The sequence below is a fragment of the Plantactinospora sonchi genome (genome assembly GCF_036422035.1).
GTDB classification, from domain to species: Bacteria; Actinomycetota; Actinomycetes; order Mycobacteriales; family Micromonosporaceae; genus Plantactinospora; species Plantactinospora sonchi.
Window position 1 is genome coordinate 13,509 of sequence record NZ_JAZGQK010000040.1, and the last position, 26,504, is coordinate 40,012.

19 protein-coding genes and 1 pseudogene are annotated in these 26,504 nt (G+C 72.2%); 10 read left to right on the forward strand and 10 right to left on the reverse strand.

The annotated features are described in order from the left end of the window. Positions 1-47 precede the first annotated feature (47 nt). The gene (bioD, locus tag V1633_RS34470; RefSeq protein ID WP_331218511.1) at positions 48-752 is read right to left on the reverse strand and encodes a dethiobiotin synthase; all 705 of its coding nucleotides are present in this window, start codon (positions 750-752) and stop codon (positions 48-50) included. 224 nt (positions 753-976) lie between these two features. Further along, a pseudogene (locus V1633_RS34475) lies at positions 977-2,110 on the reverse strand (8-amino-7-oxononanoate synthase); the annotation flags it as partial. Positions 2,111-2,489: 379 nt separating this feature from the next. On the opposite strand from V1633_RS34475, the gene bioB reads away from it, so the two are divergent. The 3 genes from bioB (at position 2,490) to V1633_RS34490 (ending at position 6,134) form a co-directional block, all read left to right on the forward strand. After that, positions 2,490-3,485: a biotin synthase BioB gene (gene bioB / locus V1633_RS34480; RefSeq protein ID WP_331218490.1), complete on the forward strand. Its 996-nt coding sequence runs from the start codon at positions 2,490-2,492 to the stop codon at positions 3,483-3,485. 11 nt (positions 3,486-3,496) lie between these two features. After that, positions 3,497-3,712: a biotin synthase auxiliary protein BsaP gene (gene bsaP, locus V1633_RS34485; RefSeq protein ID WP_331218491.1), complete on the forward strand. Its 216-nt coding sequence runs from the start codon at positions 3,497-3,499 to the stop codon at positions 3,710-3,712. 457 nt (positions 3,713-4,169) lie between these two features. Beyond that, positions 4,170-6,134 (forward strand): lectin, encoded by a 1,965-nt coding sequence (locus V1633_RS34490; protein WP_331218492.1) that lies wholly within the window; start codon positions 4,170-4,172, stop codon positions 6,132-6,134. Positions 6,135-6,187: 53 nt separating this feature from the next. On the opposite strand, the gene V1633_RS34495 is transcribed toward V1633_RS34490, so the two are convergent. The 5 genes from V1633_RS34495 to V1633_RS34510 form a co-directional block, all read right to left on the reverse strand. Then, a complete protein-coding gene (locus tag V1633_RS34495) occupies positions 6,188-6,784 on the reverse strand; it encodes a GNAT family N-acetyltransferase (RefSeq protein WP_331218493.1) in 597 nt (198 codons plus the stop codon). 186 nt (positions 6,785-6,970) lie between these two features. Next, positions 6,971-9,430: a M14 family zinc carboxypeptidase gene (locus tag V1633_RS34500; RefSeq protein ID WP_331218494.1), complete on the reverse strand. Its 2,460-nt coding sequence runs from the start codon at positions 9,428-9,430 to the stop codon at positions 6,971-6,973. A gap of 113 nt (positions 9,431-9,543) precedes the next feature. Continuing rightward, entirely contained in the window at positions 9,544-9,624 is an 81-nt protein-coding gene (locus tag V1633_RS37110) for a putative leader peptide (protein WP_407952162.1), read from the reverse strand. 106 nt (positions 9,625-9,730) lie between these two features. Continuing rightward, on the reverse strand, positions 9,731-10,558 hold the full coding sequence (locus V1633_RS34505; protein ID WP_331218495.1) for an alpha/beta fold hydrolase: 828 nt from the start codon (positions 10,556-10,558) through the stop codon (positions 9,731-9,733). Between the two features lie 85 nt (positions 10,559-10,643). After that, entirely contained in the window at positions 10,644-11,228 is a 585-nt protein-coding gene (locus V1633_RS34510) for a TetR/AcrR family transcriptional regulator (RefSeq protein WP_331218496.1), read from the reverse strand. 163 nt (positions 11,229-11,391) lie between these two features. On the opposite strand from V1633_RS34510, the gene V1633_RS34515 reads away from it, so the two are divergent. The 3 genes from V1633_RS34515 to V1633_RS34525 are packed head-to-tail and all read left to right on the forward strand — an operon-like array spanning position 11,392 to position 14,496. After that, entirely contained in the window at positions 11,392-11,919 is a 528-nt protein-coding gene (locus V1633_RS34515) for a PadR family transcriptional regulator (protein ID WP_331218497.1), read from the forward strand. After that, complete coding sequence (locus V1633_RS34520) at positions 11,916-12,662, forward strand: ABC transporter ATP-binding protein (protein ID WP_331218498.1); 747 nt, start codon at positions 11,916-11,918, stop codon at positions 12,660-12,662. Before V1633_RS34515 ends, V1633_RS34520 begins: the two co-directional genes overlap by 4 nt. 4 nt (positions 12,663-12,666) lie before the next feature. After that, entirely contained in the window at positions 12,667-14,496 is a 1,830-nt protein-coding gene (locus tag V1633_RS34525; RefSeq protein WP_331218499.1) for an FtsX-like permease family protein, read from the forward strand. Here V1633_RS34525 and V1633_RS34530 read toward each other — a convergent pair. Continuing rightward, positions 14,493-14,927, reverse strand: coding sequence for a ribosomal maturation YjgA family protein (locus tag V1633_RS34530; RefSeq protein ID WP_331218500.1), 435 nt, complete (start codon positions 14,925-14,927; stop codon positions 14,493-14,495). The genes V1633_RS34525 and V1633_RS34530 overlap by 4 nt on opposite strands. Before the next feature lie 272 nt (positions 14,928-15,199). Here V1633_RS34530 and V1633_RS34535 point away from each other — a divergent pair, with 272 nt between their 5' ends. The 3 genes from V1633_RS34535 (at position 15,200) to V1633_RS34545 (ending at position 19,609) form a co-directional block, all read left to right on the forward strand. Next, on the forward strand, positions 15,200-17,200 hold the full coding sequence (locus V1633_RS34535; RefSeq protein ID WP_331218501.1) for a glycoside hydrolase family 3 protein: 2,001 nt from the start codon (positions 15,200-15,202) through the stop codon (positions 17,198-17,200). Positions 17,201-17,370: 170 nt separating this feature from the next. Beyond that, positions 17,371-19,092 carry a CocE/NonD family hydrolase gene (locus tag V1633_RS34540; RefSeq protein WP_331218502.1) on the forward strand — a complete coding sequence of 574 codons (1,722 nt, stop codon included), beginning with the start codon at positions 17,371-17,373 and terminating at the stop codon, positions 19,090-19,092. A gap of 139 nt (positions 19,093-19,231) precedes the next feature. Then, positions 19,232-19,609, forward strand: coding sequence for a hypothetical protein (locus tag V1633_RS34545; protein ID WP_331218503.1), 378 nt, complete (start codon positions 19,232-19,234; stop codon positions 19,607-19,609). A gap of 134 nt (positions 19,610-19,743) precedes the next feature. Here V1633_RS34545 and V1633_RS34550 read toward each other — a convergent pair whose 3' ends face one another. Further along, positions 19,744-22,581, reverse strand: coding sequence for a glycoside hydrolase family 9 protein (locus V1633_RS34550; RefSeq protein ID WP_407952163.1), 2,838 nt, complete (start codon positions 22,579-22,581; stop codon positions 19,744-19,746). Positions 22,582-23,567: 986 nt separating this feature from the next. On the opposite strand from V1633_RS34550, the gene V1633_RS34555 reads away from it, so the two are divergent. Then, entirely contained in the window at positions 23,568-25,142 is a 1,575-nt protein-coding gene (locus V1633_RS34555; protein ID WP_331218505.1) for an aldehyde dehydrogenase family protein, read from the forward strand. A gap of 179 nt (positions 25,143-25,321) precedes the next feature. On the opposite strand, the gene V1633_RS34560 is transcribed toward V1633_RS34555, so the two are convergent. Then, the gene (locus tag V1633_RS34560) at positions 25,322-26,476 is read right to left on the reverse strand and encodes a GNAT family N-acetyltransferase (protein ID WP_331218506.1); all 1,155 of its coding nucleotides are present in this window, start codon (positions 26,474-26,476) and stop codon (positions 25,322-25,324) included. Positions 26,477-26,504: the final 28 nt, after the last annotated feature.

Here is a 26,504-nt window from a genome sequence, read left to right on the forward strand (position 1 = left end):
CGGCCGGACGGGGCGTTACCGACGAAAGTCAGGTCCCGCGCCCCGGGTCAGCTGACCTCGTCGGCCCAGGTCCGCCAGTCGTCCAGCACGCCGTACAGGGCGGGGGTGAGCCAGCCCGGCGCGGACCTGCGGAACACACCCGGCTCCATGGTCCCGGCGCCGTCGGGCAGCGCACCGACCATGTTCGGAACCAGTTCGGTGAGGTTGGCCCAGTGCACCAGCTCCGGCTCGGCCGGCCAGGCGCCGAGGACCACCCCGGCCGGCACCGCCCGGCGGTCCAGCGCCTCCAGGGTGAGCGCGGTGTGGTTGAGGGTGCCGAGACCGGCCCGGGTCACCACCACGGCGGGGGCGCCGATGGCCACCGCGAGGTCGGCGACGGTCCACGCGTCGCCAGAGGGGCGCAGCCCCATCGGGACCAGCAGACCGCCGGCACCCTCGACCAGCACCAGGTCGTGCTTCTCCGCCTCGGCGCGTACCTCGTCGACGACCGTGTAGAGCTCCAGCGGCTCCGCGTTCGCCACCCGGGCGGCGGCCAGCGGTGCCAGCGGGTCGGGATAACTGATCAACGTGCGTGCCGTCATCGGGGCCGCCAGCCGGTTGACGGTGTCGATGTCCGAGGGGCCGCCGGTCGCCGTACCGGTCTGGCCGGGCTTCAGCACCGCCACCCGCAGGCCGGCCGCCTGGGCCGCGGCGGTGATCGCGGCGGTGACCACCGTCTTGCCCACGTCGGTGTCGGTGCCGGTGACCAGGATCGGCCCCCGCCAGCCCGTGCCCGTCACCGGAGCTCACCTCCGGCCGGTACCGCCGTCGTCGTCGGTCGCGGGGCCGTCACCACCGCACGCCCGGAGGCGGACGCCAGGGCCGCCGTACCCACCGACGTCGGGGGCGTCGCGGACGCCAGCGTCGCCGTAACCGCCGTACTCGCCGACGTCGGAGGCCTCGCGGACGCCAGCGTCGCCGTAACCGACGCCGCGGTCGGTGCGCACTCCACGATCACCTCCAGGGCCCGGTCGAAATCCGCCCTCGTCACCCCGACGTTGATGGTCAGCCGCAACCGGGAGCGGGTGTCCGGTGTCGACGGCGGCCGGAAGCAGCCGACGGCGACCCCGTGCTCCAGACAGTCGGCCGCCCAGGCCACCGCCGCCTCGGGGCCGGGCGCGGTCACCGAGACCACTCCGGCGACCGGGGTGGAGACCACAAGTCCGGCCGCACCGAGCCGACGGGCCGCGGTGCCGGCTCGGTCGACAAGTTCGGCCCGCAGCCGGGCACCGGACCGGGCGCGGCCGGTGGCGGCGAGGACTCCGGCGGCCACCGCCGGCGGCAGGGCGGTGTCGTAGATGAAGGTCCGGCCGGTGTCGATCAGATGCCGGACCAGTTCGGCCGGGCCGGCGACCACACCGCCGGCGCCGCCGAGCGCCTTGGAGAGGGTCGCGGTCACCACCACGTCCGGTTCACCGGTGAGCCCGGCGTCCGCGACGGCACCGGCCCCGTCGGGCCCGAGTACGCCCAGCGCGTGCGCGTCGTCGACCAGCAGCAGCGCCCCGTACTCGCGGGTGACCTCGTGCAACCGGGCCAGCGGCGCCAGGTCGCCGTCGACGGAGAAGACCGACTCGGTGAGCACCACCGCCGGCCGCCCCGGTGCGGCGGCCAGGGCAGAGGCGACCGCGTCGACGTCGAGATGCGGGGTGACGACCGTCTCGGCACCGGAGAGGCGGCATCCGTCGATCAGCGAGGCGTGGTTGTGCGCGTCGGAGACGAGCAGGGTACGGGGGCGGGTGAGCGCGCGTACCGCGCCCAGGTTCGCCAGGTAGCCGGAGGAGTAGACCAGCACCTGCCCGACACCCAGCCAGTCGGCGAGCGTGCGCTCCAACTCGTGGTGCGCTCCGGTGCTGCCCCGGACCAGCCGGGAGCCGGTGGCACCCAGGCCGTACCCGGTCAGTGCCTCGGCCGCGGCCGCCGTCACCGCCGGGTCCCGGGACAGCCCGAGGTAGTCGTTGCCGGCGAGGTCGACCACCTGGTCGTCGGCGGCACGCGGACGCAGCCGGCGGCTCAGACCCGCCCTGGCGCGCAGCTGGGCCCGGCGTTCCAGCCCCTCCAGCCAGCCTGACACGGTCGTCACTCCCCACGTCGTCCGCGTCCGGACCCGACGCTGTCGGGCGGAGACGCTCGGCGGAACCGTCGGATGGTGGCCCCGCAGGGGCCTCGGCGGAGACTTCCGCCGCCGTGCGATCGACGGCCCCGACCGGCGAAAATACCACCCTCGGCGGCTCCGGTAGAGGCCGCCGGGCCGGCAGCCACCGCCGGTTGTCCCGGTCGGGCCGGCGGCCCCACCCTGGCCGAGCCCTCGCCCCGACCTCGCCGAGCCCCCAGGCCGAGCCCTCGGCCGGGCCGCCGGCCCCGTGCTCCTCGGCCGGGCCGCCGGCCCAGTGGTCAGGGATCCGTCGGGTCGGCAACCATCGACGGCTGATCCGCCTTGTAGGGTACGACCCATGCCAGACATCCTCGACCAGGCACGGACCCAGGTCCTCGACGGCGGTGTCGGTCTCGACGAGGCCGGGGTGCTCGCCGTGCTCCAGCTCCCCGACGAGCGGCTCTCCGCCGCCCTCCAGCTCGCCCACGAGGTACGGATGCGCTGGTGCGGCCCGGAGGTCGAGGTGGAGGGGATCGTCTCGCTAAAGACCGGCGGCTGCCCCGAGGACTGCCACTTCTGTTCCCAGTCCGGTCTGTTCGCCTCACCGGTCCGGTCGGTCTGGCTGGACATCCCGTCGCTGGTGGAGGCGGCGAAGCAGACCGCGGCGACCGGTGCCACCGAGTTCTGCATCGTGGCCGCGGTACGGGGTCCGGACGCGCGGCTGATGAAGCAGATGCGCGAGGGTGTCGCCGCCATCAGGGCCGAGGTCGACATCCAGGTCGCCGCCTCGCTGGGCATGCTCAGCCAGGAGCAGGTCGACGAGCTGGTCGAGATGGGTGTGCACCGCTACAACCACAACCTGGAGACCTGCCGCTCCCACTTCCCGAACGTGGTCACCACGCACTCCTGGGAGGAACGGTGGGAGACGCTGCGGATGGTCCGCGCCTCCGGGATGGAGGTGTGCTGCGGCGGCATCCTCGGTCTCGGCGAGACGATCGAGCAGCGGGCCGAGTTCGCGGCGCAGCTCGCCGAACTCGACCCGCACGAGGTACCGCTGAACTTCCTCAACCCTCGACCGGGCACCCCGCTCGGCGACCAGGCGCCGGTCGAGCCGCGTGACGCGCTGCGTGCCATCGCCGCCTTCCGGCTGGCGATGCCGCGGACGATCCTCCGGTACGCCGGTGGTCGCGAGATCACCCTCGGCGACCTGGGCACCCGGGACGGTCTGCTCGGCGGCATCAACGCGGTCATCGTCGGCAACTACCTGACCACGTTGGGTCGACCGGCGAGCGAGGACCTGGCACTGCTGGACGAGCTGAAGATGCCGGTGAAGGCGCTTTCGGCGACGCTCTGAGGAGGAGCACGGTGCAGCCGATCACCTCGACCCCGACGGGTGTCGACAGGACGTGGTGCGACCGGTGCGGCGGGGCGCTGGCCGACGGGGGCCACGACACCTGCGGCCGGGCGCGGCACCTCGAACCGCCCCGGTTCTGCGCCGTCTGTCGTCGTCGGATGAAGGTGCAGGTGCTGCCGGCCGGCTGGACGGCAACCTGCGTAGAGCACGGCGACATCCACTCCTGAGCCCCGCCGCCGGGTCTCCCGGCCGTGGACGGAAGCCCTGCACGCTCCACCCACCCGGAACCACGTCAGGCCGACTCGGGCGGAGGGTTCGCCGCCGGCAACCCGTCCGCCGCGTACAGGCGGGCGTGCGGTCACACGCCGACGCCACGTCACAGGCGGACGCCGTGTAGAGGCGGACGCCACGTCACAGGCGGACGCGTTGCGGGCGGTGGGCGTGTGACCGCCGTGCCGGCTGACCGGGCGGCGAGGGCCTCGGCCCTGCCGAACCGCAGCCGGTCGTGCGCGGGGAGCGTGGCGGGCCTGCGTCGGGACGGATCACCATCGTCGGGGATTGTCGGGCGGGTCGGCCCGGTCCGATCGAACGGCACATGTTGACACTAATTAATAAAGAGTGTTACCTATTAGTGCCGGCCGGCCGCTGACCCGTTGGACTCCGCGAACAAGGGAGATCCGTCCCATGAACCCAGCAGGTACGGCGGCCACGAGTCGCCGGGCCCAGTCGTCGCGCGCCGGGCAACCGCCACGCCGAGGCCTGCAGCCGCTGCGCCGGGCCCTGCCCACCGGGCTGCTCGCGCTCTGCGTCGCCGCGTTCGGCGCGGTCGTCGGCCCGACATCCTCGGCGTACGCCGCCAACGAGCAGGTGAACGTCTGGCTCACCACCACCTCCGACTCCGGCGGCCGTACCGTCACCCGTGGCCTGCAGCAGCAGACCCCGATCGCGTTCGCCGCCACCAGCCCCGGGGCGACACACACCATCACGGTCAACGAGAACACCCGCTACCAGCAGTTCGAGGGCGGCGGGGCGTCCATCACCGACACCACGGCATACCTGCTGCGTGGTGGTGCGATCAGCGCCGCCACGCGGGACCAGGTGATGCGCCGGCTCTTCCACCCGACCGACGGGATCGGGCTCTCCTTCGTCCGCAACCCGATGGGCGCCTCGGACCTGTCCCGCCCGGGCAACGTCTCGCTCGACGACACCTGCTGCGACCTGAACGACTTCAACAGCAACGGCTACGACACCAACGTCCGACTGCTCACCGGTCAGGCGAAGTCGCTGAACCCGGCACTGCGGGTCAAGGGCGTGCCGTGGAGCGCCCCCGGCTGGATGAAGGACAACGGCCGGATGGACCAGATGGGCTGGCTCAAGTGGGAGTACTACCCGATGTACGCCCAGTACTTCGTGAAGTACGTGCAGGCGTACCAGGCGGCCGGGATCCCGGTCGACTACGTCTCGGTGCAGAACGAGCCGAACTGCTGCCAGGCCGCCAACCCGCCGGCGATGAACTACCCGGGGATGAGCTGGAATGCCTCCGGGCTGCTGGAGTTCACCAAGAACCACCTGCTGCCGGCGTTCCGGGCGGCCGGGATCACCACGAAGGTGATGGTGCACGACTGGAACTACGGTGACTGGGCCCAGATCGGCTCCGGCATCGTCGCCGACGCGGCGCTGCGCAACGACCCGCTCTTCGGCGGCATCGCCTGGCACGGCTACGGCGGCAGTCCGAGCGTCGGCACCCAGGTCCACACCCAGTACCCCTCGGTGCGGCAGTTCAGCACCGAGCACTCCGGCGGCAACTGGATCGGCAACCAGCACAACGAGGACATGGCCGACATCGTCAACTACGCCCGCAACTGGAGCGGCAGCCTGGTCAAGTGGAGCCTGGCGCTCAACCAGCACCAGGGGCCGCACAACGGCGGCTGCGACGTCTGCACCGGTCTGATCACCGTCCAGGAGGGCGGCGCCCGGGCCGGGCAGGTCGACTACACCGTCGAGTACTACACCACCGGCCACCTGACCAGGTTCGTCCGGCCGGGGGCGTACCGGATCGACTCCAGCGCCAACGGCACGGTGCAGAACGTCGCGTACGCCAACCCGGACGGTTCGAAGGCGCTCATCGCGCACAACGGCGGTACGAGCGCCCAGTCGGTCCGGGTCGTCTGGGGCGGGCAGTCGTTCACGTACACCCTGCCGGCCCGGACCAGTGCCACCTTCACCTGGTCGGGCACGCAGTCCGGCGGCGGAGGCGGCGGTGGCCGTACCGGTCAGATCGTCGGCCTGTCCGGCAGGTGCCTGGACGTGGCCGGGGCGAACCCCGCCGACGGTACGACTGTGCAGCTCTACGACTGCAACGGTTCCGCCGCCCAGCAGTGGACCCTCGGCACCGACGGTACGGTCCGGGCCCTCGGCAAGTGCCTGGACGTCCGGGACAACGCGACGGCGAACGGCGCCCGGGTGCAGATCTGGACCTGCACCGGCACCGCCAACCAGCGCTGGACGGCGACCGCCACCCGGGACCTGACCGGGGTCAGCTCCGGCAAGTGCCTGGACGTGCTGGACAACAACCCGGCGAACGGCACACCGACGCAGATCTGGACCTGCACCGGCGCCGCCAACCAGAAGTGGACCGTGCCGGCCTGACCGGTTAGGAAGGGGCCCTTCTACAACAGAAAACGATAGGAAGGGCCCCTTCCTTACAGCGGCTTCTGGAGCAGGGTGACCGGGTATCCGCTGCCGGCGCCCTCTCCCGCCGACGACTGCTCGCCGACCACGACGTATCCGGCCTCCTCGTAGTACCGCCGGAGACGGTTGTTGTCGGCCCGGCAGTCCAGTCGGCAGAACCGGCGTCCGGCCGCCGCGATCCGCCGCTCGGCCTCGGCGAGCATCCGCCGTCCGGTGCCGGGTGGGGCGGTGTGCCGATCCGTCATCAGCCGGTGGACGTACCCGGCCTCCGGGGGCTGCGGACCCCAGGCGGCGGTGTCGTCCCACCACAGCTCGAAGGCGCCGGCGACCGGACCGTCCGGTCCGATGGTGGCCAGCCACACCTCGCCGTCGCGCAGCCGGGCCCGGAAGTGCCGCTCGTCGAGTTGCGCGGGTTTCCACTGGTCGATGCCCCGGGACAGCTGCCAGCGCGCCGCGTCGTCGCGCAGCCGGACCAGCACCGGCAGGTCCCGCTCGCCCGCGCGACGGTGGACCAACGGCGCGTGCCGCAGCCCGAGGTGGGCGACCTGCGCGGATCCGGCGGTGCCCGGGGTAACGATCCACGGTTCGGTGGTGTTCTGGCTGGTCACGGAGGTGAACCTAGCCCGGCGGGGCGGGCTGCGCCGCGACGGGGATCACTCGGGACGGGATTGCCAGGGCGGACCGTCGGCGAGTTCGGGGGCAGTGGGCAGGTGGTCGACGGCGGAAGGGCCCGGACGGGTACCCGTCCGGGCCCTTCCCGGTGACCGGCTCAACCGGTCACCGCGTTGACGTCGTCACCGCTGGGCGGCCCAGAGCAGGGCCCGGCCGAGCTGCGACTGGAGGCCCTTCGGGTGCAGGCGGAACGTCGGATCGGTGCCGAACAGCACCACGCCGTTGCCGCCCGGGGTGACCCCCCGGACGATGCTGGCCTGGTTCGCCGCGGCGGCCTGCCCGTTCGCACCGGCGGCGTTCGGCGCCCACCAGCCGGCCGCCAACGGGTCGGCGGCGTACGACTGCTCCACCGTCACCCCGGCGCCGAGGTCGGTGAACCAGACCGGCTGGCTGATGAAGGCGTGCGGGATGGCCCCCGAGGTGACCGGGCCGCCCCGGTTGACGATGTTCGCCACCCCGCTGGCCAGGTCTGCTCCGGCGGTGGCGGTGACGGTGAGCAGGCCGGCGCCGTTGCTGAAGTTCGCGCCGGCGGTGCCGAGACCGACCACGCCACCGCCCCGGGCCAGGAACGCGTCCAGCGCGGCCCGGTTCTCCGGGGTGAGGCTCGCCAGGTTGACGCTGCTCGCCACCAGTACCACGTCGACGTCGTCGGTCAGCGTGCCGGCCAGCGTCGCCGCGGTCAGCGTACGGGCCTCGAAACCGGTGTCGCGCAGGGTGTCCCGCTCCTCGACGGTGCCGAGGTAGCCGACGACGACCTCGTCGAGCGGCGTGCCGTGCCACCGGGCCGGCGCCCGGCCGAAGCTGACGTCGTACTCCTCGACGACGTCCCTGACCAGTCGGCGGGTGCCCGGGGTGCTCCTGACCGCCACCGAGCCGTCGGCGAGTCGGTAGACCCGGACTCCCCTGTCCAGCAGGGTGTTCACCGCGAGCAGGTCGGCCGCGTCCTGGAGGTCCAGCCGCAGGTCGGAGTTGCCGCCGGGCAGTTCACCCTCGGCCTCGCCGTCGTAGATCCGGGTCACCGGTGTGTCGGGCAGCCGGTCCCACAGCGTGTCGACGGTGGCACCCCAGGTCAGCCCCTGGCTCCAGGCGGCCGGACCGGCGTAGAGGTCGTCCACCCGGTCGGTGAGGTCGATGCCCGGTTCTAGCAGCGAGTTGACCAGGCCGCGCTTGGGCTGGTGCAGGTCGATGACGTACGAGCCGGCGCGGTAGGACTTTCCGTCGGCCCGGAAGTCCTTCCTCGCCTGCCACACCCGGCCGCCGCTGCCGATCAGCAGGTCGACGAGGCGGGCCGCGGCGGTCTCGGAGTGCTGGCCGGGGCCGGTCGGGATGACGTACGCCCGGGGGAACGTGGTGTGGTAGTTGTCCTCCGGGCCCCAGCCCGGCACGTACTCGTCCGGGATGTCCCGCAGCGGCTCACCGGCCCAGCCACGCCGGTAGACCTCGGCCTGGTCGTGCAGCACCTCGGCCCGGTGGTCCTGGATGTACCGCAGCGACGTCTTGATCGCGACCTCGTGCACGTCGGTGTTGATCCGCGAGCGGCGGAGCTTCTCCTCCGGCGTCAGGTTGCCGCGCGGGTTGAGCGGTGCCTCGATGGTGTACGGGATGCTGCTCTGCAACATCGCGAAGGACGGTACGTAGATCGGCGGGAAGTCGTCCCACACCCCGGGCTCGTCGTCCCGGAACGGGATCCGGGCCCGCTGGGTCTCCGGGTAGCCGAGGGCCCGCAGGTTCTCCTCGATCGCCAGCGCGTTCGGCAGCCCGTGCTTGATGTAGAGGTCGTACTCGTTGTTGACGTTGTGCGGCGGGGTGCTCGGGTGCAGCAGCGTCGGGTTGACGTATCCGTGCAGGTCGAGCGTGATGATCGGCTTGGTGTCCACGATCAGCTCGCGGATCAGGTTCGTCTCCGGCTGGGCGACGATGGTCAGGTCCCGGTTGAGGTCGTAGCCGGCGGAGTTCTGCCGGGTGCCGGCGACCCGTCCGTCCGGGTTGGACGTGACGTTGAAGACCAGCCGGTTCCGCTTCAGCAGCGTCAGCACCTCGGGGTCGGTGCTGGTGGCGTACTCCTCGATGACCCGCAGCGCGGCGTCGGTGCCCTCCCACTCGTTGCCGTGGATGTTGGCGTTGACGAACAGCGGGGTCTTGTAGCCGGCGAGCAGCCGGCGGTCGGTGCGGGCCCGGACCGGCTCCTCCTCGATGAGGCGCTTCCACTCCTCCTGCTGCCGGGCCTCGGCTCGGCTCTCCGGGGCGGTGACGGTGACCGCGTAGAGGTCGTAGCCGCCGGCGGACCTCCCGGCCACCCGGGCCGAGACCCGGTCGCTGGCCCGCTGCAACGCGTTCAGCTTCGGCGCGATCTCGTCGTACGGCGTGACGCCGATCGGGATCGAGGCGTCGTCGGGGTTGTCGGGCCAGACCGGCAGCACGTTCTGCCGGGGGTAGCCCGTGATCTGGGCGAGGCTGACCGGGCGGGCCGGCTCGGTCGGCAACGCGGTCGCGTACGCCGGTCCGGTCCAGACGGCGGTACCGAGCAGCGAGGCGGCTACCGCCACCGCGCCGACGGCTCTGGCCTGGGATCTGCTGAGCATCAGGAACAGTTCTCCTGTCAGGGGTGCCGCGCAGGGCGGCGCCGCCGCAGGGCCGGAGACCTACGGGACAGGGAACGCCGCCTGCCGGCGAGGAACGGGAAGAGGACCCGGCGTCAGTGGGACGGTCGACAGGCGGCACTGGCGACGCGCAGGAGGTCGATGTGACCCCGCTTCGTCAGATGGGCGCTCCGCACAAAGTAGATCTTGATCGACGTCCGTCGGACTGTCAACCACGCAAGGAGGGGGCCCTTGTTAACGTTTCCGGTAGTAGAGGGCCCCCTGTTAACAGCTCTCGTCCGGTCACCCGACCGACTGCGTCACCCGGCTCCAGGTCAGGTACTCGACCACACCGTCCACGGTGGCCTGGTCGCGCAGGATCCGCCGGTGACCGAGCCCGTGGGACCACCGCCCCTCGGCCTCCGGCCAGGCCGCCACGATCGCCTGCCCGTCGGCGTACCGGACCTCCTTGTCCGCGTGGTCGTGCACGACCAGCATCGGCGGCAGGTCGCTGCGCCCCGCCGCCCGGGCAACCACGTCCAGGTCCGTGATGCGCCGACCGACCCGCCGTTCGAGGCGGCGGAGGAAGCCGGTCCGGACCCGTTCGCCGAAGTTGAGCGCCCGGGCGAATTCGACGGTGTACGAGAGGGGGTCCGCCATCGGTGCGATCAGGACCAGCCGCTCGGCGGCCAGCCCGTCCAGCGCCGCGAGCGCGGTGGCGGTACCGCCGGCCGAGTGCCCGATGACCGCGTACGCCGGGCCGGCGACCCGGGTCACCTCGGTCAGCGCGTCGGCGAACTCGGTGAGCAGGCCACGCCCCCGGCCGTACGCCCCGGGCGCGGAGTCGCCGTGGCTCGGCGCGTCGAGGGCGACCACCCGGTACCCGGCCGCCACCAGCGGGGCGACGAACGACTGGAACTGTCCCCGCCAGCCGCCCCAGCCGTGCAGCAGGTAGACCGTCGGACCTTCGCCCCAGGACTCGGCAACCACCCGCCGGCCGTGCACGGCGACGGTGAACCGCTGTCCGGGCGGGTCGGCGGGGCGGGCCGGACCGCGTGGCACGGTGCACCAGATCCGTTCGGCGAGTACGGCTCCCGGGGCGGGCGCCACTCGTTCGAGGATGCCGAACATTCCCCGCGCCACCTTCACAGTAACAGTACGAACGATCGTGCTTTTCTTCTGCCGCCAAGCGACCATGGTTCTCCAATCCGAGAGGTCAGATCCGGGCGTTGTCCAGCAGTGCGTCCAGCGCCCGACGGGTCCGGGTGATCGCCGCCGGATCCTCCATCAGCCGGTGGGCGTGGAACAGTCCGAGCATCACGCCGTAGAGGTCGTGGGCGAACTGCTCGGGATCGGCGTCCGGCCGGAACTCCCCCTCGGAGATCCCGGTCCGGAACATCTGGGCGATCGACTCCAGCAGGTCCCGGTGGTCGCGGACCAACTGGTCACGCACCGGTCCGGGCCGGTCGTCGAACTCCAGGTCGGCGGAGACGAAAAGACAGCCGGGGCGGCGTTCGACGCCCAGCGCGATCCAGCTCTCCACCAGGGCCCGGACCCGCCTCTCACCCCGGGGGGCGGCCAGCGCCGGCCGGATCACGGTGTCGACGAAGCCCTCCCGGGCGTACTCGAGGACCGCCAACTGCAGGGCCTCCTTGGAACGGAAGTGCCCGAACAATCCGCTCTTCGACATCTCGACCCGGTCGGCGAGGGAACCGATGGTGAGCCCGGCCAGCCCGAGCCGGTCGGCGATCTCGTTCGCCGCGGCCAGTACCGTCTGGCGGGTCGCCTCACCCTTGCCCATGCCGACATCTTCCGCACGATCGTGCTTTCAGTCAAGGCGTGGCCACCGACCGCCCACCCGCCATCATCCCGGGACGCGGCGCCACGAGCGGCGCGCGTTTCCCCGCTTGACGGCGATAGGGATAACCGTTAGACATGGGGCTAACGGTTAGAGGGGGGGTCGGATGCAGCAGGAAGTGGTCCTCGCGATGTTGGCCAAAGAGCCCTCACACGGCTACCAGCTACGCGCGCGGCTACGCGACGCACTCGGTCCGCTGGGCGACGCGTTGAACGCCGGGCAGATCTACGTGACGCTGACCCGACTGGAGAAGGCCGGCCTGTTGGCGGTCGAGAAACCCGCCGACGGGACCGACCAGTCGGACCGCAAGGTGTACACGCTGACCCCCGACGGCCAGCGACGGGTCGCCGAGTGGATCGCCGAGGTGAGCTGGCCGAAACCCGATCTCGCGGAGTTCCACCTCAAGCTGGTCGCGGCCGCCTCGGCCCGGCTGGCCGACCCGCTCACCATCGTCGACACCCAACGGCGAGAGCTGCTGCGGCGCCTGCGTGACGCCCAGCACGCCGCGATGGCAGAGCCGGACCACTCGGACGCGGCGTTGTTGCTGGAGGGCATCGTGCTCCGGCTCCAGGCGGACCTGCGGTGGCTCGAGGCGTGTGAGCAGAACTGGACCCACCGAAGGAGTGGCTCGTGAACAAGGCTGTCGACCCGCCCGTACTACGCGCCCGGGGGCTGCGGAAGGAGTACGGCCGAGGGGAGGGACTGGTACGCGCCGTCGACAAAATCGATCTCGACGTCGCGGCCGGAGAAACCGTGGCGATCATGGGGCCGAGCGGCTGCGGCAAGTCGACACTGCTGCACCTGCTCGGCGGGCTGGACCGCCCCTCGGGCGGCGAGGTGCTGCTGCACGACCGTCGCATCGACAACCTCAGCGAGAAGTCCCTGGCCCGGATGCGCGGCACCGACGTCAGCTACGTCTTCCAGTCCTTCCACCTGATGGAGGAACTCACCGCACTGGAGAACGTGGAACTGTCGGCGCTGCTGGCCGGACGCCCGTTGCGGGCCGCCCGGCGGCGTGCCGAAGAGTTGCTCGACCAGCTCGGACTCGCCGACCGGGCACACTTCCTGCCCTCGGCGCTCTCGGGTGGCCAGCGGCAGCGGGTCGCGGTCGCCCGGGCGTTGAGCAACAGACCGTCGGTGGTCCTCGCCGACGAACCGACCGGAAATCTGGACAGCGCCGCCACCCTGGATGTCCTCCGGCTCTTCGAGGAACTGCACGGGTCCGGTCAGACGCTGGTCATCGTCACCCACGACGCGCGGATCGCGGCCACCGCGGACCGGATGTTCTCGATGCGTGACGGCGTGCTCGTGGACGAGACCCGGCTGACCGGCGGCACCACCGGCAGGCTCGGCGCACTTCTCGGGCTGGGGGACTGACGCGATGGGCCGCATCCTCCTCGTGATCCGTCTCGCCGTACGGGATCTCCGGCGGCGCCGCACCGAGGCGGCGCTGCTCCTGATCGCCATCCTGGCGGCCACCACGACACTGACGCTCGGGCTGGTGGTGCGTGACGCGGCCAGCGACCCGTACCAGAGCACCCGGGTGGTGACCAGGGGACCCGACGTGGTCGCCAGCACCGGCGATTTCGCGAAACCCGCCGAACTCGAGAAGCTGGCGGCCGACCCGGGCGTCGCCGAGCACAGCGGACCGTATCCCGTCATCCCCGCGAAGCTGGAGGCGTCCGGCCGCAGCTCGGACGTGCAGGTCGAGGGACGGGACAACACGCCCGCCACCGTCGACCAGCCCGCGGTCGTCCGGGGCGACTGGGTCAGCGACGGCGGGGTGGTGCTCGAAGCCGCCTTCGCCCAGTGGCTCGAGCTGAACGTCGGTGATCCGGTCACCCTGGGCGGCAGGTCGTTCACGGTCGTCGGCCTGGCGGTCACCGCCGCCATGCCGCCGTACCCGGGGGCGTCCTGCATCGTCTCCGTGGGTTGCGTAAACGGCGCTGTCCCGAACGACCGGAACCTGCCCCCCGGACTCCTCCACAACCCCGGGCTGCTCTGGCTCACCCGGGCGGACGTACGGAGTCTCGCCCCGACAGCGGGTTCACTGTCGTACGTGATCAACCTGAAGCTTGCCGACCCGGACGGGGCCGAGGCGTTCGTCGAGGCGAACAGTGGCGACCACGGCGGGACCATGATGCCGATGCAGACCTGGCGGAGCGTCCTCGCCGACGCCACCGAACTGGCCAGGGACTCCCAGATCCTGCTGCTGATCGGCGCCTGGCTGCTCGGGCTGCTCGCGGTGGCCAGTCTCTCGGTACTGGTCGGTGGCCGGATGGCCGACCAGACCAGAAGGGTCGGACTGCTCAAGGCGGTCGGCGGCACACCGGGCCTGGTCGCCGCCGTGCTGCTCGCGGAGTACCTGCTCGTGGCCGTCGTCGCGGCCGCGGCCGGCCTGATCATCGGCGCGCTGACCGCGCCACTGCTCTCGGGGTCGAGCGCGGGCCTCGTCGGTAGCCCGGGGACGCCGACGTTGACCTGGTCCACCATCGGTCTGGTGACCGCCGTGGCACTCGGCGTCGCGGTCGTGGCGACCGCCGTCCCGACCCTGCGCGGCGCCCGCTCCAGCACCGTCAGCGCGCTCGCCGACGCGGCACGTCCGGCCCGGCGCACCGGCTGGCTGATCACGCTCTCGGCGCGACTACCCGTCCCGCTGCTGCTCGCGCTGCGGGTCGCCGCCCGCCGCCCGCGACGGGTCGTGCTGGCCGTGTTCAGCATCGCGGTCACGGTCAGCGGGATCTACGTCCTCCTGGTGCTCAACGCCGTCCTTGGAGACCTGCCCGGCACCGGCGCGTACAGCGAGGCGCAGGTGGGCGTGCTGCGGCAGGTGCTCGGAGTCTGGACGGTCATCCTGCTCTCCCTGGCGGCGGTCAACGCCATCGTCATCACCTGGGCGACGGTGCTCGACAACCGGCACGCGTCGGCGGTGGCGCGGGCCTTCGGCGCGACCCCGAGGGAGGTCACCGTCGCCCTGGCGACCGCGCAGGTGCTGCCCGCGCTGCTCGGCGCCGTCCTGGGTGTCTTCCCGGGAGGCTTCCTGGTGTTCGCCGCCATCATCGCGATCACCGGCGGCGACAGCGACCGGGCCACGCTTCCCGGGCCCTGGCAGCTGATCACCCTGGTCCTGACCACCGTGCTGGCGGTGGCCGCGCTCACCGCCGTACCCGCCCGCCTCGGCGGTCGCCGTCCGGTGACCGGGGCCCTCTAGCCCCGGGCGTCGCTTCCGCCGGGCCGCAGCCCGCTCCGCGTCATCCGACGCTGCGCGAGCCTGGTCAGCAACCAGGGCACGGCGACCAGCGGCAGTACACCGACCGGGTACCAGGCCAGGTCAACCGGGTCGAACCGCACCCCGAGCACCAGCCTGGCCAACAGACTGCGGGCGGAGAGTGCGGCCGGCACCCCGGTCAACTGCGCGACCTCGACCAGCCAGCAGAAGGCGGTCGCGATGACACCGGCCCGGACCGGACCGAGTCGCGGAGCCACGAACAGCACCGCGACGTACACCATCGACCCGTACAGCAGGGTGCCGGAGTGCTGTGCCACCGCACCGTCGTCGAGGGCCCGGATCACCATCGCCACCACCAGGAATCCGGCGGCCGCGCCGACCATCGACAACCGGAACCGCCATGACGTACCCACGCGATCGCCACTCCCTGGGGGTTCACACATTCCGGACCGGTCCGGACCAGTGTCCCCGCCCGACGACCAGTCCCGTCACGGGTACCGGTGATCCACGGTCACCCCGACGGCGGCCCAGCCGGGACGGAGTCCAATCAGGTCGATAACCGGGCACAACACCCCCGAGAGAGCGCTCTCAAGAAGGAATCTTTACCATTGAATATTGACGTCGTCTTATCGACATGGGAAAGATCGGTCCTGGCGCGCACCCGATCATTGATGGAGGGCACGGCATGCGTCCACACCCGCGACCCCGAACACCACTGATAGCCCTGCTCGCCGGCCTCCTGGTCGTCTCGCTCCCGCCCGCCGGCGCGGTGGCGGCACCGACCGACACCGCCACGCGAGGCGGCGGCCACGGCACCGGCAAGCCCGCGTACCTCAACCCGAAGCTCCCGGCCGACCGCCGGGTCGACGACCTGCTCGGCCGGATGACCCTGGCGGAGAAGGTCGGCCAGATGACCCAGGCCGAGCGGGCCGCGGTCACCGACAACCCGGCGGTGATCGCCGAGTGGAACCTCGGCTCGCTGCTCTCCGGTGGCGGCTCCGTGCCGACCCCGAACACCCCCGAAGCCTGGGTGGAAATGATCAACGGGTTCCAGCGGCAGGCGTTGGGCACCCGACTCGGCATCCCGATCATCTACGGCGTCGACGCGGTACACGGGCACGCGAACGTCTACGGCGCCACCGTCTTCCCGCACAACATCGGTCTCGGTGCCACCCGCGACCCGGACCTGGTCCGGCAGATCGGCCGGGCCACCGCCGAGGAGGTCAAGGCCACCGGCATCCCGTGGAACTTCGCCCCGTGCCTCTGCGTCGCCCGCGACGAGCGCTGGGGCCGGACGTACGAGAGCTTCGGCGAGGACCCGAAGCTGGTCGGCCAGATGGCCAGCTACATCGCCGGCTCGCAGAGCGCCGGCGTGCTCGCCACCGTCAAGCACTACGCTGGCGACGGTGACACCGTCTACGACCAGGCCGCCGCCGACAACAACGCCACCCTGCCGCCGGCCAACCAGGCGTACGTCATCGACCAGGGCGTCACGGTGACCAGTCGGGCCGACTTCGCCCGGACCAACCTGGCGCCGTACTGGGACGCGATGCGGCGCTACGACGTGCGGAGCGTGATGCCGTCGTACTCCAGTGTGGACTGGACCGAGGACGGGGTCGGCAACCCGGTCAAGATGCACGCCCACAAGGAACTGCTCACCGACGTCCTCAAGGGCGCCAAGCGGTTCCAGGGCTTTGTCATCTCCGACTGGGAGGGCATCCACAAGATCCCGGACCCGGCCGAGCCGACCAACGCCGGCCTCACCCCGTACAAGGTCCGCGTCGGGGTCAACGCCGGTATCGACCTGTTCATGGTGCCGCACAGCGCGAAGCAGTTCATCGACCTGCTGACCGCCGAGGTCGAGGCGGGCCGGGTCAGCAGGGCCCGGATCGACGACGCGGTACGGCGGATCCTGCGGGCGAAGTTCGACCTCGGCCTCTTCGAGCGGCCGTACGCCTCGGCCGACAACGTCGACGAGGTCGGCAGCCGGGAGCACCGCGCCCTGGCCCGCCGGGCCGTCGCCGAGTCGCAGGTGCTGCTGAAGAACAGCGACCGGGCGCTGCCGCTGCGCAGGGACGCGAAGCTGTACGTCGCCGGCCGCAACGCCGACGACATCGGCAACCAGGCCGGCGGCTGGACGATCCAGTGGCAGGGTGTCTCCGGCGACGTCATCCCCGGCACCACGATCCTGGAGGGCATCCGCGAGGTCGCTCCCCGAGCCGAGGTGACGTACAGCGCCGACGCCTCCGCCCCGACCGACGGTGCCGACGTCGGCGTCGTGGTGGTCGGCGAGACCCCGTACGCCGAGGGTTTCGGTGATGTCGGTGGACCGGAGTGCACCTGGTGCTCCACGCCGCAGCACGAGGAGAAGTCGCTGTCGCTGCAGCCGGCCGACAAGGCGGTCGTGGACAAGGTCTGCGGCGAGATCGACACCTGTGTCGTGCTGGTCGTCTCCGGCCGTCCGCAGGTGCTGACCGACCAGCTCGGTGAGATGGACGCGCTGGTCGCCTCCTGGCTGCCGGGCAGCGAGGGGGCCGGCGTCGCGGACGTGCTGTTCGGCCGGCGTCCGTTCACCGGCAAGCTCTCGATGAGCTGGCCGCGCAGCGAGGCGCAGGTGCCGATCAACATCGGTGACCGCGACTACCGCCCGCTCTTCCCGTACGGGTACGGCCTGCGCACCCGCTGAGCCGGATCCGTAGCCGTCGCCGCCGTCGGCGCCCGTGACCCGGGCACCGGCGGCGGCGCGTCGCGTCCGGACCCACCCTCCGGCGGCTTTCGCGGCGTAGCTCACATCGACTCCCGTCACATCGCTGTGCTTCGATGGTCGGGCGCACGCGATCTGAACGGGGAGGCACGATGCGCCGACGGACCAGCATCGCCATGGCAGCCGCCGTGGTCGGCACCATCACGATCACCGCACCCTCCGGGCCGGCAGCCGCTTCGGCCGCCCCGCCGGCCCATCCACCCGGCCTCGTGGTCTCCGACGGCACCACCCGGCCGGTGTTCGCCCGGGACGCCGCCGTCCAGGAGACCGTCCAGATCACCTCCGCCATGGACAGCGACGACGACGGCCAGCCCGACCAGATCATCGCCCGGGTCATCCGGCCCGCGGAGACCGACGCCGGTCTCCAGGTGGCCACAGTGCTGCACGCCAGCCCCTACTTCGGCGACAACGCCGCGCCGCGCGGCAACCTGATCGTTCCGGCGCACTTCACCGCCTGGTACGACGACTACTTCGTACCCCGCGGCTACGCCGTCGTCGAGGTGGAGATGCAGGGCACCGCCGACTCGGACGGCTGCGCCGCGATCGGTGGCCCCGAGGACACCCTCAGCGCCGCCGCCGCGATCGACTGGCTGAACGGGCGGGCCGCCGCGACGTACCCCGACGGCAGCCCCGCGGTCGCCGACTGGAGCACCGGATCGGTCGGGATGATCGGTGTGTCGTACGCCGGGACACTGCCGATCGCGGTCGCCGAGACCGGCATCGACGGGCTGGAGACGATCGTGCCGATCGCCGGCATCTCCGCCTGGTACGACTACGCCCGCGCCCAGGGCATCGCCTACGGCGGCTTCGGCGGCCGGTACCCGGAGTCGCTCGCCCGGTACGTCTCACCGGCCGCCACCGAGGCCCGGTGCGCCGACGAGTACACCGCTCTGGGCGACCAGGCCGACGACGCGACCGCCGACCAGAACGCCTTCTGGCAGCAGCGCGACTACCGGGACGGCGCCGGTCAGGTCGACGCCTCCGTCTTCCTGGTGCACGGGCAGCAGGACGGCAACACCAAGACCACCCACGCCGGCCGGTACTGGGACGCGATCGCGGCGGCCGGCGTACCCCGCAAGCTGTGGCTGCACGACGGAGGGCACAGCGACCCGTTCGGCAGCGACCTGACCGGACGCGACACCGTCGGCCGGTGGATGGACCACTGGCTCTACGGCCTCGACAACGGGATCATGGACGAGCCGCAGGCGACGATCAAACGCCCGGACGGCAGCACCGCGACGTACGCCGCCTGGCCGGCGCCGGAGGCGACCCCGACCCGGTTCCATCTCGGCGGCCCCGGCAGTGGTGCCGCCGGCACGCTGCTGCCCGCCCCCGGGCCGACCGCCGCGCAGTCGTTCACCGACAACCGGGGACAACTCGAGTACGCCATGGTCAACACCCCGGAGACCGCCAAGCCGAACCGCCTGGTCTTCCTCGCCCCCGCGTCGACCGGCGCCCGGCGGCTCTCCGGCGCCGGCACGGTCGAGGTGACGTTCAGCGCCACCTCGACCAGCACACCACTGACCGCGATGCTGGTGCACTACACCGACGGGTTCCCGACCCGGGTGGTCACCCGGGGCGCGCTGGACACCAAGAACCGTGCCTCGCTGACCACCGGTACCCCGCTCACCCCGGGCGTCGGGTACACCGCGACCGTTCTGCTGGAGCCGAAGGACTACGTCTTCCCGGCGGGCAGCCGGATCGGCCTGGTGCTCGTCGCCAACCACGGCGAGTACCTGACCACCGACCCGCTCGCGGCGGGCGTCACCGTCCAGTTGGCACCGAGCCGGCTCACCCTGCCGCTGACCCCCTGAACGACGGTCGGCCAGCCCTGACCCCCCTGAACCCCGGCCGACCGGCGTACGGGGGCGCCGGGTCGGGACTTCCGGCCGGGCAGGTACCGGCCACACGTGGGCGCGGCGGGGCTGGCGGGCCCGTGGCAGCATGTCGCGCGTGACTCTCAGACTCGACGTGCGTCGCCTCGCCGCCATCGACATGTGGGGGTCGGCCGGCGTTCGCTGGCGGCGGTGGGTCATCCTCGCCGAGTTCCTCCTCGGCGTCTTCGGTGGCGGCGCACTCGGTCTCGCGCTCGCCTCGTCCGGCGGAGGCGTGCGTACCGGGTTGGGGTTGTGGCTCACGGGCGTGGCGGTCAACTACGTGCCGCTGTCGGCACACGCCCTCACGCTCGTGCGTCCGGGTGCCCTCGAGGCCGAGATCCGGGAGGTCGACGTCGCTGCCGAGTTACGCCATTACACGACGGCGCAGTTGTGGGTGGTGGTGCCGCTGCTGCTGGTGGTGCTCGCCGTCCGGCGAGGACACCGCCCCCGCTGATCACCTGGTGCGGGGCGTGTCATGGCCGGGCCGGGGCAGGCCGGCCGTCAACCCGGGAGCCGCGCGCCGGGCCGGGGCCGCCGGGCAGCCTGCCGGTGCTGCCCAACGGCCCCGGGGACCGGCCGAGGGACGGTTCAGCCGGTCGTACAGGCCGCTCCGTTGAGCGTGAACGTCGCCGGCCTCGGGTTGCTGCCGGTGTGGGAGCCGTTGAAGCCGAAGCTCGTCGAGGCTCCCGGGGCGAGCGTGCCGTTGTAGGAGAGGTTGGTCGCGGTCACCGTCGTACCGGACTGGGTCACCGTGGCCGACCAGGCCTGGCTGATCCGCTGTCCGGCGGCGTACCCGAAGGTCAACGTCCAGCCGTTGATCGCGGTGCTGCCGGTGTTCGTGATGGTGATCGTGCCGGTGAACCCGCTGCTCCAGTCGGTCGTGGTGTAGCCGATCCGGCAGCCGCTGGTCGGTGTGCTGCCGGTGGTCACCGAGACCGGGGCCGACGCCGCCGAGGCGTTGCCGGCAGCGTCCACCGCGACCACGTGGAACTGGTACGTCGTCCCGGCCGTCAACCCGGTCACCGGGTACGTCGTACCGGTCACCGTGCCGAGCAGGGTGTCGGTGGCGCCGGCCTCCCGGTAGACCCGGTAGCCGGTGACGCCGACGTTGTCCGTCGACGCGGTCCAGGTCAGGGTCGCCCCGCTGGTGGTGACGGCGGACGCGGTCAGCCCGGTCGGCGTACCCGGTGGGGTGGTGTCCCCGCCGCCGCCCGTCGCGGTGGTGACGGTGACCGGCGCGGAGGCCGCGGACCGGTTCCCGGCGCCGTCCCGGGCCACCACGTGGAACTGGTACCGGGTGTCCGGGGTCAGCCCGGTCACCGGCAGGGTCGCCGCGCTCGGCGAGCCGACCAGCACGTCGGTGCTGCCCGCCTCCCGGTAGACGTCGTAGCCGGCGAGGCCGCTGCCGCCGGTGTCGGTCGAGGCCGCCCAGCTCAGGGTCAGCCCGGTGGCGGTGACCGCGGAGGCGGTCGGGGTGCCGGGCACGCTCGGCGCGGCGGTGTCCGGGGTCGGCGGGGCCGGTTCCGCGCCCCAGACCAGGGTCTCCCCCTCCCAGAGCGCCAACTTCGGGTTCGGCCCGGCGGTGGCCTGGTACGACGGGTCGTTGGCCGGGTCCCAGGTGCCGCCCTCGGGTACGCCGATCTTGAACTGCACCTCCATCCGGTGCTGTGACTGCCCGGCCGGGGCGATGGTGTGTCCGGAGCAGTCGACCTCGACGTACCAGATGTCGCCGGAGTACTGGCGGGCGCTGGTCGGTGCCGGGCAGCCCTGGGTGTAGCCGCTGGTCACCTGGATCGCGCTGGTGCCCTCCGGGCGGAAGTAGTACCGGAACCGGGAGTCGGTGAGCGCCCGGGCCGGGAACGCCGACTTGTTGTAGACGATGGCCTTGATCCCGGTGGCCCGGGGCTCGTTCTGCATCACCGTGGTCTCGACGGTGATCTCGTTGATGTCCGGGGACTCCGGCTGCGGGAAGTTCGCCAGCGGGGTGCCACCGTACTCGGCGTAGAGCCGGGCCAGCGCGGAGGTGAAGCCGGCGTTGTAGTCGGTGGCGACCTCGTTCATCACGTAGTCGCCCCGGCTGTCGGTGTACGCGTCGTTCGGCGCGGACGGTCCGCCGACCAGCGCGCCGTACAGCACGTGCCGGGTCGCCTCCGGCACCTGCTGACTGTCCCACCAGGAGCCGTGCGCGGTGCGGTGGTGGGGGTTGCGCGGCGGGTTGGCCCCGAAGCCGATCACGTAGCTGGAGTTGCGCGGGTTGTCGCCGAGCGCGTAGTTGATCTGGCGGACCGCGAAGTCGTGGTAGCGGGCCTTCCGGGTGGCGTCGGTGGTCCTGTCGCTGTAGACCAGCGCGGCGAACGCGGTGTTGGCGGCGTAGCGCAGCGCGCCCCAGGTGTCCAGCACGGCCATCCCGCCGGGCGAGGTACGCACCTTTTCGCCGTTCACTCCGACGGTCCAGTAGTCGAGCCAGCGGTTGGCGTCGTCGACGTACTTCTGCCGGCCGGTCAGGTTGGCCAGCAGCACGTACGTGCCGAACTGCTTGTTGTCCCAGGCGACCGTCCACTTGTAGAGCCGGGTGGTGGACTGCGGTTCGGTGCCGAGCCGGTCGTACTCGGTTTCCGCCTTCGTCAGGTAGCTGGCCTCGCCGGTCGCCCGGTGCAGCCAGATCGCGCCCCAGACGAGTTCGTCCTGGTAGCCGCTCCAGGAGCGGTAGAAGCTCGTCACGTCGGTGATGCACTCGTGGTAGGCCCGCCGCACGGTGTCGGCGAAGGTGTAGAGCTGGCGGGCGTGGGTGACCAGCCGGTCGGCGTAGGCCGGGTCGGTGGGCCGGAAGACCATCGAGGAGGCGGCCATCGCGGCGGCCGTCTCGCCGGCCAGGTCCGCGCCGCCGCAGCTCGCGTCGATCCTGTACGCCGGCCGCGCCATCGGCATCACCTCGGCCGGTCCCCACCACTTGTGGTCGTCGTCGCCCTTGCCGACCTGGCCGTAGAGGACGTTCGGCGACGGGTGCGCCTTGATGAAGTAGTCGTTGACGAAGCGCAGGTTGTTGAGCAGGTGCGGCAGTTGCCCGGAGCCGGCGTACGCGTCGCGGTACTCGACCGCGCCCCAGGCGAGCATGGTGGCGCTGAACGCCATCGGGAAGCCGAACTTGACGTGGTCGCCGGCGTCGTACCAGCCGCCGGTGAGGTCGACACCGACGTCGGCGCCGTCGGTCAGCGCGGAGTCGCCCCGCCAGGAGACCCGGTTCCAGTCGGGCAGTCGGCCGGACTGCTGTGCCTCGTAGAAGAACAGCGACTTCTGCAGTGCCTCCGCGTAGTTGAAGGCGGGCGCGGCGGCGGTGCCGGCGGCGGCTCCGAGGTGCGCGGGGGCGCCGACCGTACCGGTGGACGCCGGTGCGGCGAGGCCGGCCTGTGGACCGCCGAACAGCAGTCCGACCGCGGTCAGTGTGGCGGTGGTCAGGACTGCCGCGAACCGCCCCGCCGTCCGCTCGTACCAGCGGCCGGGCCGCTGGCCCCGGTCGGGGCGCTGCCGGCCGTCCGGTCGCTGCCGGCCGTCGAGCCGGTGCCGGACCTTCGGCCTTGGGCGTGGACCGGGCCGGGGACGTTGCCCGTTCGGCCGGGCTGGGGCGATGCGGTCGCGCACGAGAATCGCTCCTGTCCGTGGAGCCGCGCGCGGCGACGCGTAGCGGAGGACATCAGGGGCGGATGTGGGCGCATCCGCCTCTTCCCCTGCGCGATGCACGACGCGGGTGCTGGTGGTGGGCGTTCGGGTCGGGCCGGTGGGGGTGCCGTTCGGGGAGTTTCATCGGCCTGGTCGGAGCGCCGGGAGCGCTCCCATGGACAGCCAACAATGTAACCGCGCGATTGCCGGTTTGTGAAGGACCAAACCGGTGAGCCCGGCACTCCACCGGGTCGACGGGACCGCCGCCGGAGCCACTGAGGAAAGCCCTTTCCCACTCCTTGACACTCCTCACAACATCCATGATCACAAATATCTTTCGCCTGTCCCCCCAGGTCACGGCCGGCCGTCGTGCGCCGTACGCGTGAATCACCGACCCACCAGGCGGACCGGGCGTTCCGGCATACGGGCGTACGGTTGCCGCCGCCGACCGGGACGGGAGACAGTACGCCCAGATCAGCGGTGCCACTGTCGCCGCCGCGCAGCTCACCGCGGCCCTGCCGGAGCACCGCCCACCCAGTGCGGCACACCGGTGCAGGACCGCCCGCCACCCACGGCCCTCCCGGGATACGCCGGCACGCACGGCCCTCCGGAACGCCGTTCACCGCGCCCGCCCCGTGTCCGCTCGAACGGACCCGCGCCCTGACCGGCCCGGGCCCCGACCGGGACCGCGATCGCGGGGTGGCCACTGGAACCGCGCCGGCCGACGTGCCGGCGACCGACCTTAGGAGACAGCGATGGCACTGCGCCTTGCCGACGGCACCGCCTGGCGGGAGATCCTCGCCCGGGCGGTGGAGGCCACCCCCGAAGCGTTCGACCCGGGGCACCCGGACCGCACCGTCACCCTGCGGAACCTGACCGAGGGGGCCTGGCAGTCGGTCGGCGCCCCGACCGCCGTCCGTACCCCGGTGGACAACACGGTGCTGGTGAACCTGCCCCGGCTCGACGCCGAGGCGGCCCGGGCCGCGGTCGCGAGCGCGTCAGCCGAGCACCGCGACTGGGCCGCCACCCCGCTCGCCGAGCGGAAGGCCCGGGTCGTCGCCGCGCTCGACGAACTGACCCTGCACCGCGACCTGCTCGCCCTGCTGCTGGTCTGGGAGATCGGCAAGCCGTGGCGGTTGGCCTGCGCCGACGTCGACCGGGCCCTGGACGGGGTCCGCTGGTACGTCGAGGAGATCGACCGGATGCTCGCCGACGGCCGCGAACCGCTGGCCGGCCCGGTGAGCAACATCGCCAGCTGGAACTACCCGATGAGCGTGCTGGTCCACGCCGAGCTGGTGCAGTTGCTCGCCGGCAACGCGGTGATCGCCAAGACGCCGTCCCAGGGCGGTGCGGTCTGCCTCACCGTCGCGCACGCCCTGATGCGTCGCGTCGGACTCCCCGCGACCCTGCTCTCCGGCAGCGGCGAGGAACTCTCCGAGGTGCTGGTCCGGGCCCCGGAGATCGGTGCGGTCGCCTTCGTCGGCGGTCGGTCCAACGGCGGCAAGGTGGCCGCCGCGCTGCTCGACACCGACAAGCGGCACATGATCGAGCAGGAGGGGCTGAACGCCTGGGGCATCTGGGAGTTCTCCCAGTGGGACAGCCTCGCCAAGCACCTGAAGAAGGGCTTCGAGTACGGCAAGCAGCGCTGCACCGCGTACCCCCGGTTCGTGGTCCAGCGGGAACTGGTCGACGAGTTCCTCGACATGTACCTGCCGGTGGTCCGCTCGGTACGGTTCGGCCACCCGCTCGCCGTCGACGACAGCTGGGCCGAGGGCGACCCGCTGCCGGAACTCGACTTCGGACCGTTGATCAGCGGCGCCAAGGCCGACGAGCTGCGCCGCAAGGTCGACGAGGCGGTCCGGGGCGGTGCCGTCCCGCTCTACCGGGGCAAGCTCGACGGCGCACCGTTCCTGCCCGGCCAGGACACCTCGGCGTACGTGGCGCCGTCGGTGCTGCTCGCCCCGCCGGGGCGGTCCCGGCTGATGCACGCCGAACCGTTCGGTCCGGTCGACACCATCGTGGTGGTGGACACTCCCGACGAACTGCTGGCGGCGATGAACGCCTCCAACGGCGCACTGGTGGCGAGCCTCGCCTGCGACGACGAGGACAAGGCGGCGAAACTCGCCGTCGACCTGCAGGCGTTCAAGGTGGGCATCAACAAGCCACGTTCCCGGGGTGACCGGGAGGAGCCGTTCGGCGGCCGGGGCGCCTCCTGGAAGGGGGCCTTCGTCGGCGGCGACCTGCTGGTCCAGGCGGTCACCGTCGGCTCCGGAACGACCCGGCGGCTGTACGGCAACTTCCCCGACTACAGCAGCTACCCGACGACCTGACGGGCCGGCTGGCCGGGCCGCCGCCCGGCCCGGCCAGTCGATCACCCGTGCGACGTCGTACGGTCGGAGGGCCCCGCCGCCCTGGCGGGACCCCTCCGACCATCCCACCGGACCGGGCCGTTGCCGCCCCGGTCACGCTGACCGGCGGTCCGGACCCGAACCGGGACCGGACCGCTGCCTCAGGCCCGCGGCGCCTCGACGGCGGCGGGAGTCCGGTCGAGCTGTGCCGGGACCACGGGTGGCGCAACCGCCGCGACGGTGCCGCCCCGCGCCGCCAGTGGCACGGTCAGGGTCAGCAGGTTGCCGTCCCGTTCCACCGCCCCCGGCCGGTAGAGCCGGTCCAGCAGACGCAGCATCCCCACGTTGTCCACCGGGGTGTACGCCGACAGGGCGAGGTATCCGGCCCGGGTGGCGTACGCGACGAGCCGGCGCAGCAGCGCCCCACCCACACCACGCCGCTGCCAGCCGTCCTCGACCAACAGGGCGACCTGTGCGATCGGCCCCTCGGCCACCAGGTTGGCCATCGCCACCACCCGCTCCGGCGGTGCGTCCGGCGCCCCGGCCAGATCCGGGCCGGACGGCCCGGACGGCTCGTCGGTCGTGGCCAGCAGCGTCACCCCGCGCTGCGGGGCCAGCAGCCGCTGCAGCCGGGCGCCCTCCGGGCGAACCGCCGCCGCCGGGTAGCGACGGTGCAGGGTACGCGCCGAGCAGCGCCCGTGCATCGCGCGTACCGCCGGCAGGTCCTCGGAGAACGCCGGGCGTACCACGAGTTCGGTGCCCTCCGGGAGGACCAGGGTGACCTCTTCGACGCCGCGACGCAGCACCGTGCCGGCCAGCTCCAGCAGTGCCTGGGCGCGGGCGAACTCGGCCGGGGTGAAGCTCGGCGCGGACCGGACCACCTCGAACATCCCGCCGTCCGGGTCCGGCAGCCGCATGCTGCCCCGGTCGTAGCCGGGACCGTCGAGGGCCGGCATCGGACGCCAGGTCACCGCGTCGGCGTTGAGCAGGGCGCGCAGGGTCTCCCCCAGCGCGTCCGGATCACGGACCAGCCGGGTCGCCAGGCCGAGCGCCCGGGTCGGCTGGTCGGCCAGGCCCTGCGCCTCGCTGCGCGCCACCCAGCAGTCCCGGCCGCGTCCCTTCTCCACCGCCGCGACCAGGTCGTCCGCGGTCAGCTCGGCCGGCGCGTCCACCAGGAAGTCGTCGACCGCCCCGGCCTCGGTGGTGTGCACCTGGACGGTAAGGATGTTGACCCCGCGCAGTGCCAGACTCGCGGTGAGCACCGAGAGAAAACCGGGCCGGTCGGCCACCGTCGCCCTGATCCGCCATAGCGTCATGTTGGCTCCTTCCCGGTTCCAGCCTGCC

Bases quoted from the DNA above. Each gene is read 5' to 3' on its own strand.
- bioB (WP_331218490.1), top strand. From the start codon at position 2,490: ATGCCAGACATCCTCGACCAGGCACGGACCCAGGTCCTCGACGGCGGT.
- V1633_RS34490 (WP_331218492.1), top strand. From the start codon at position 4,170: ATGAACCCAGCAGGTACGGCGGCCACGAGTCGCCGGGCCCAGTCGTCG.
- V1633_RS34500 (WP_331218494.1), bottom strand. From the start codon at position 9,430: ATGCTCAGCAGATCCCAGGCCAGAGCCGTCGGCGCGGTGGCGGTAGCC.
- V1633_RS34505 (WP_331218495.1), bottom strand. From the start codon at position 10,558: ATGTTCGGCATCCTCGAACGAGTGGCGCCCGCCCCGGGAGCCGTACTC.
- V1633_RS34510 (WP_331218496.1), bottom strand. From the start codon at position 11,228: ATGGGCAAGGGTGAGGCGACCCGCCAGACGGTACTGGCCGCGGCGAAC.
- V1633_RS34515 (WP_331218497.1), top strand. From the start codon at position 11,392: ATGCAGCAGGAAGTGGTCCTCGCGATGTTGGCCAAAGAGCCCTCACAC.
- V1633_RS34525 (WP_331218499.1), top strand. From the start codon at position 12,667: ATGGGCCGCATCCTCCTCGTGATCCGTCTCGCCGTACGGGATCTCCGG.
- V1633_RS34535 (WP_331218501.1), top strand. From the start codon at position 15,200: ATGCGTCCACACCCGCGACCCCGAACACCACTGATAGCCCTGCTCGCC.
- V1633_RS34540 (WP_331218502.1), top strand. From the start codon at position 17,371: ATGCGCCGACGGACCAGCATCGCCATGGCAGCCGCCGTGGTCGGCACC.
- V1633_RS34555 (WP_331218505.1), top strand. From the start codon at position 23,568: ATGGCACTGCGCCTTGCCGACGGCACCGCCTGGCGGGAGATCCTCGCC.
- V1633_RS34560 (WP_331218506.1), bottom strand. From the start codon at position 26,476: ATGACGCTATGGCGGATCAGGGCGACGGTGGCCGACCGGCCCGGTTTT.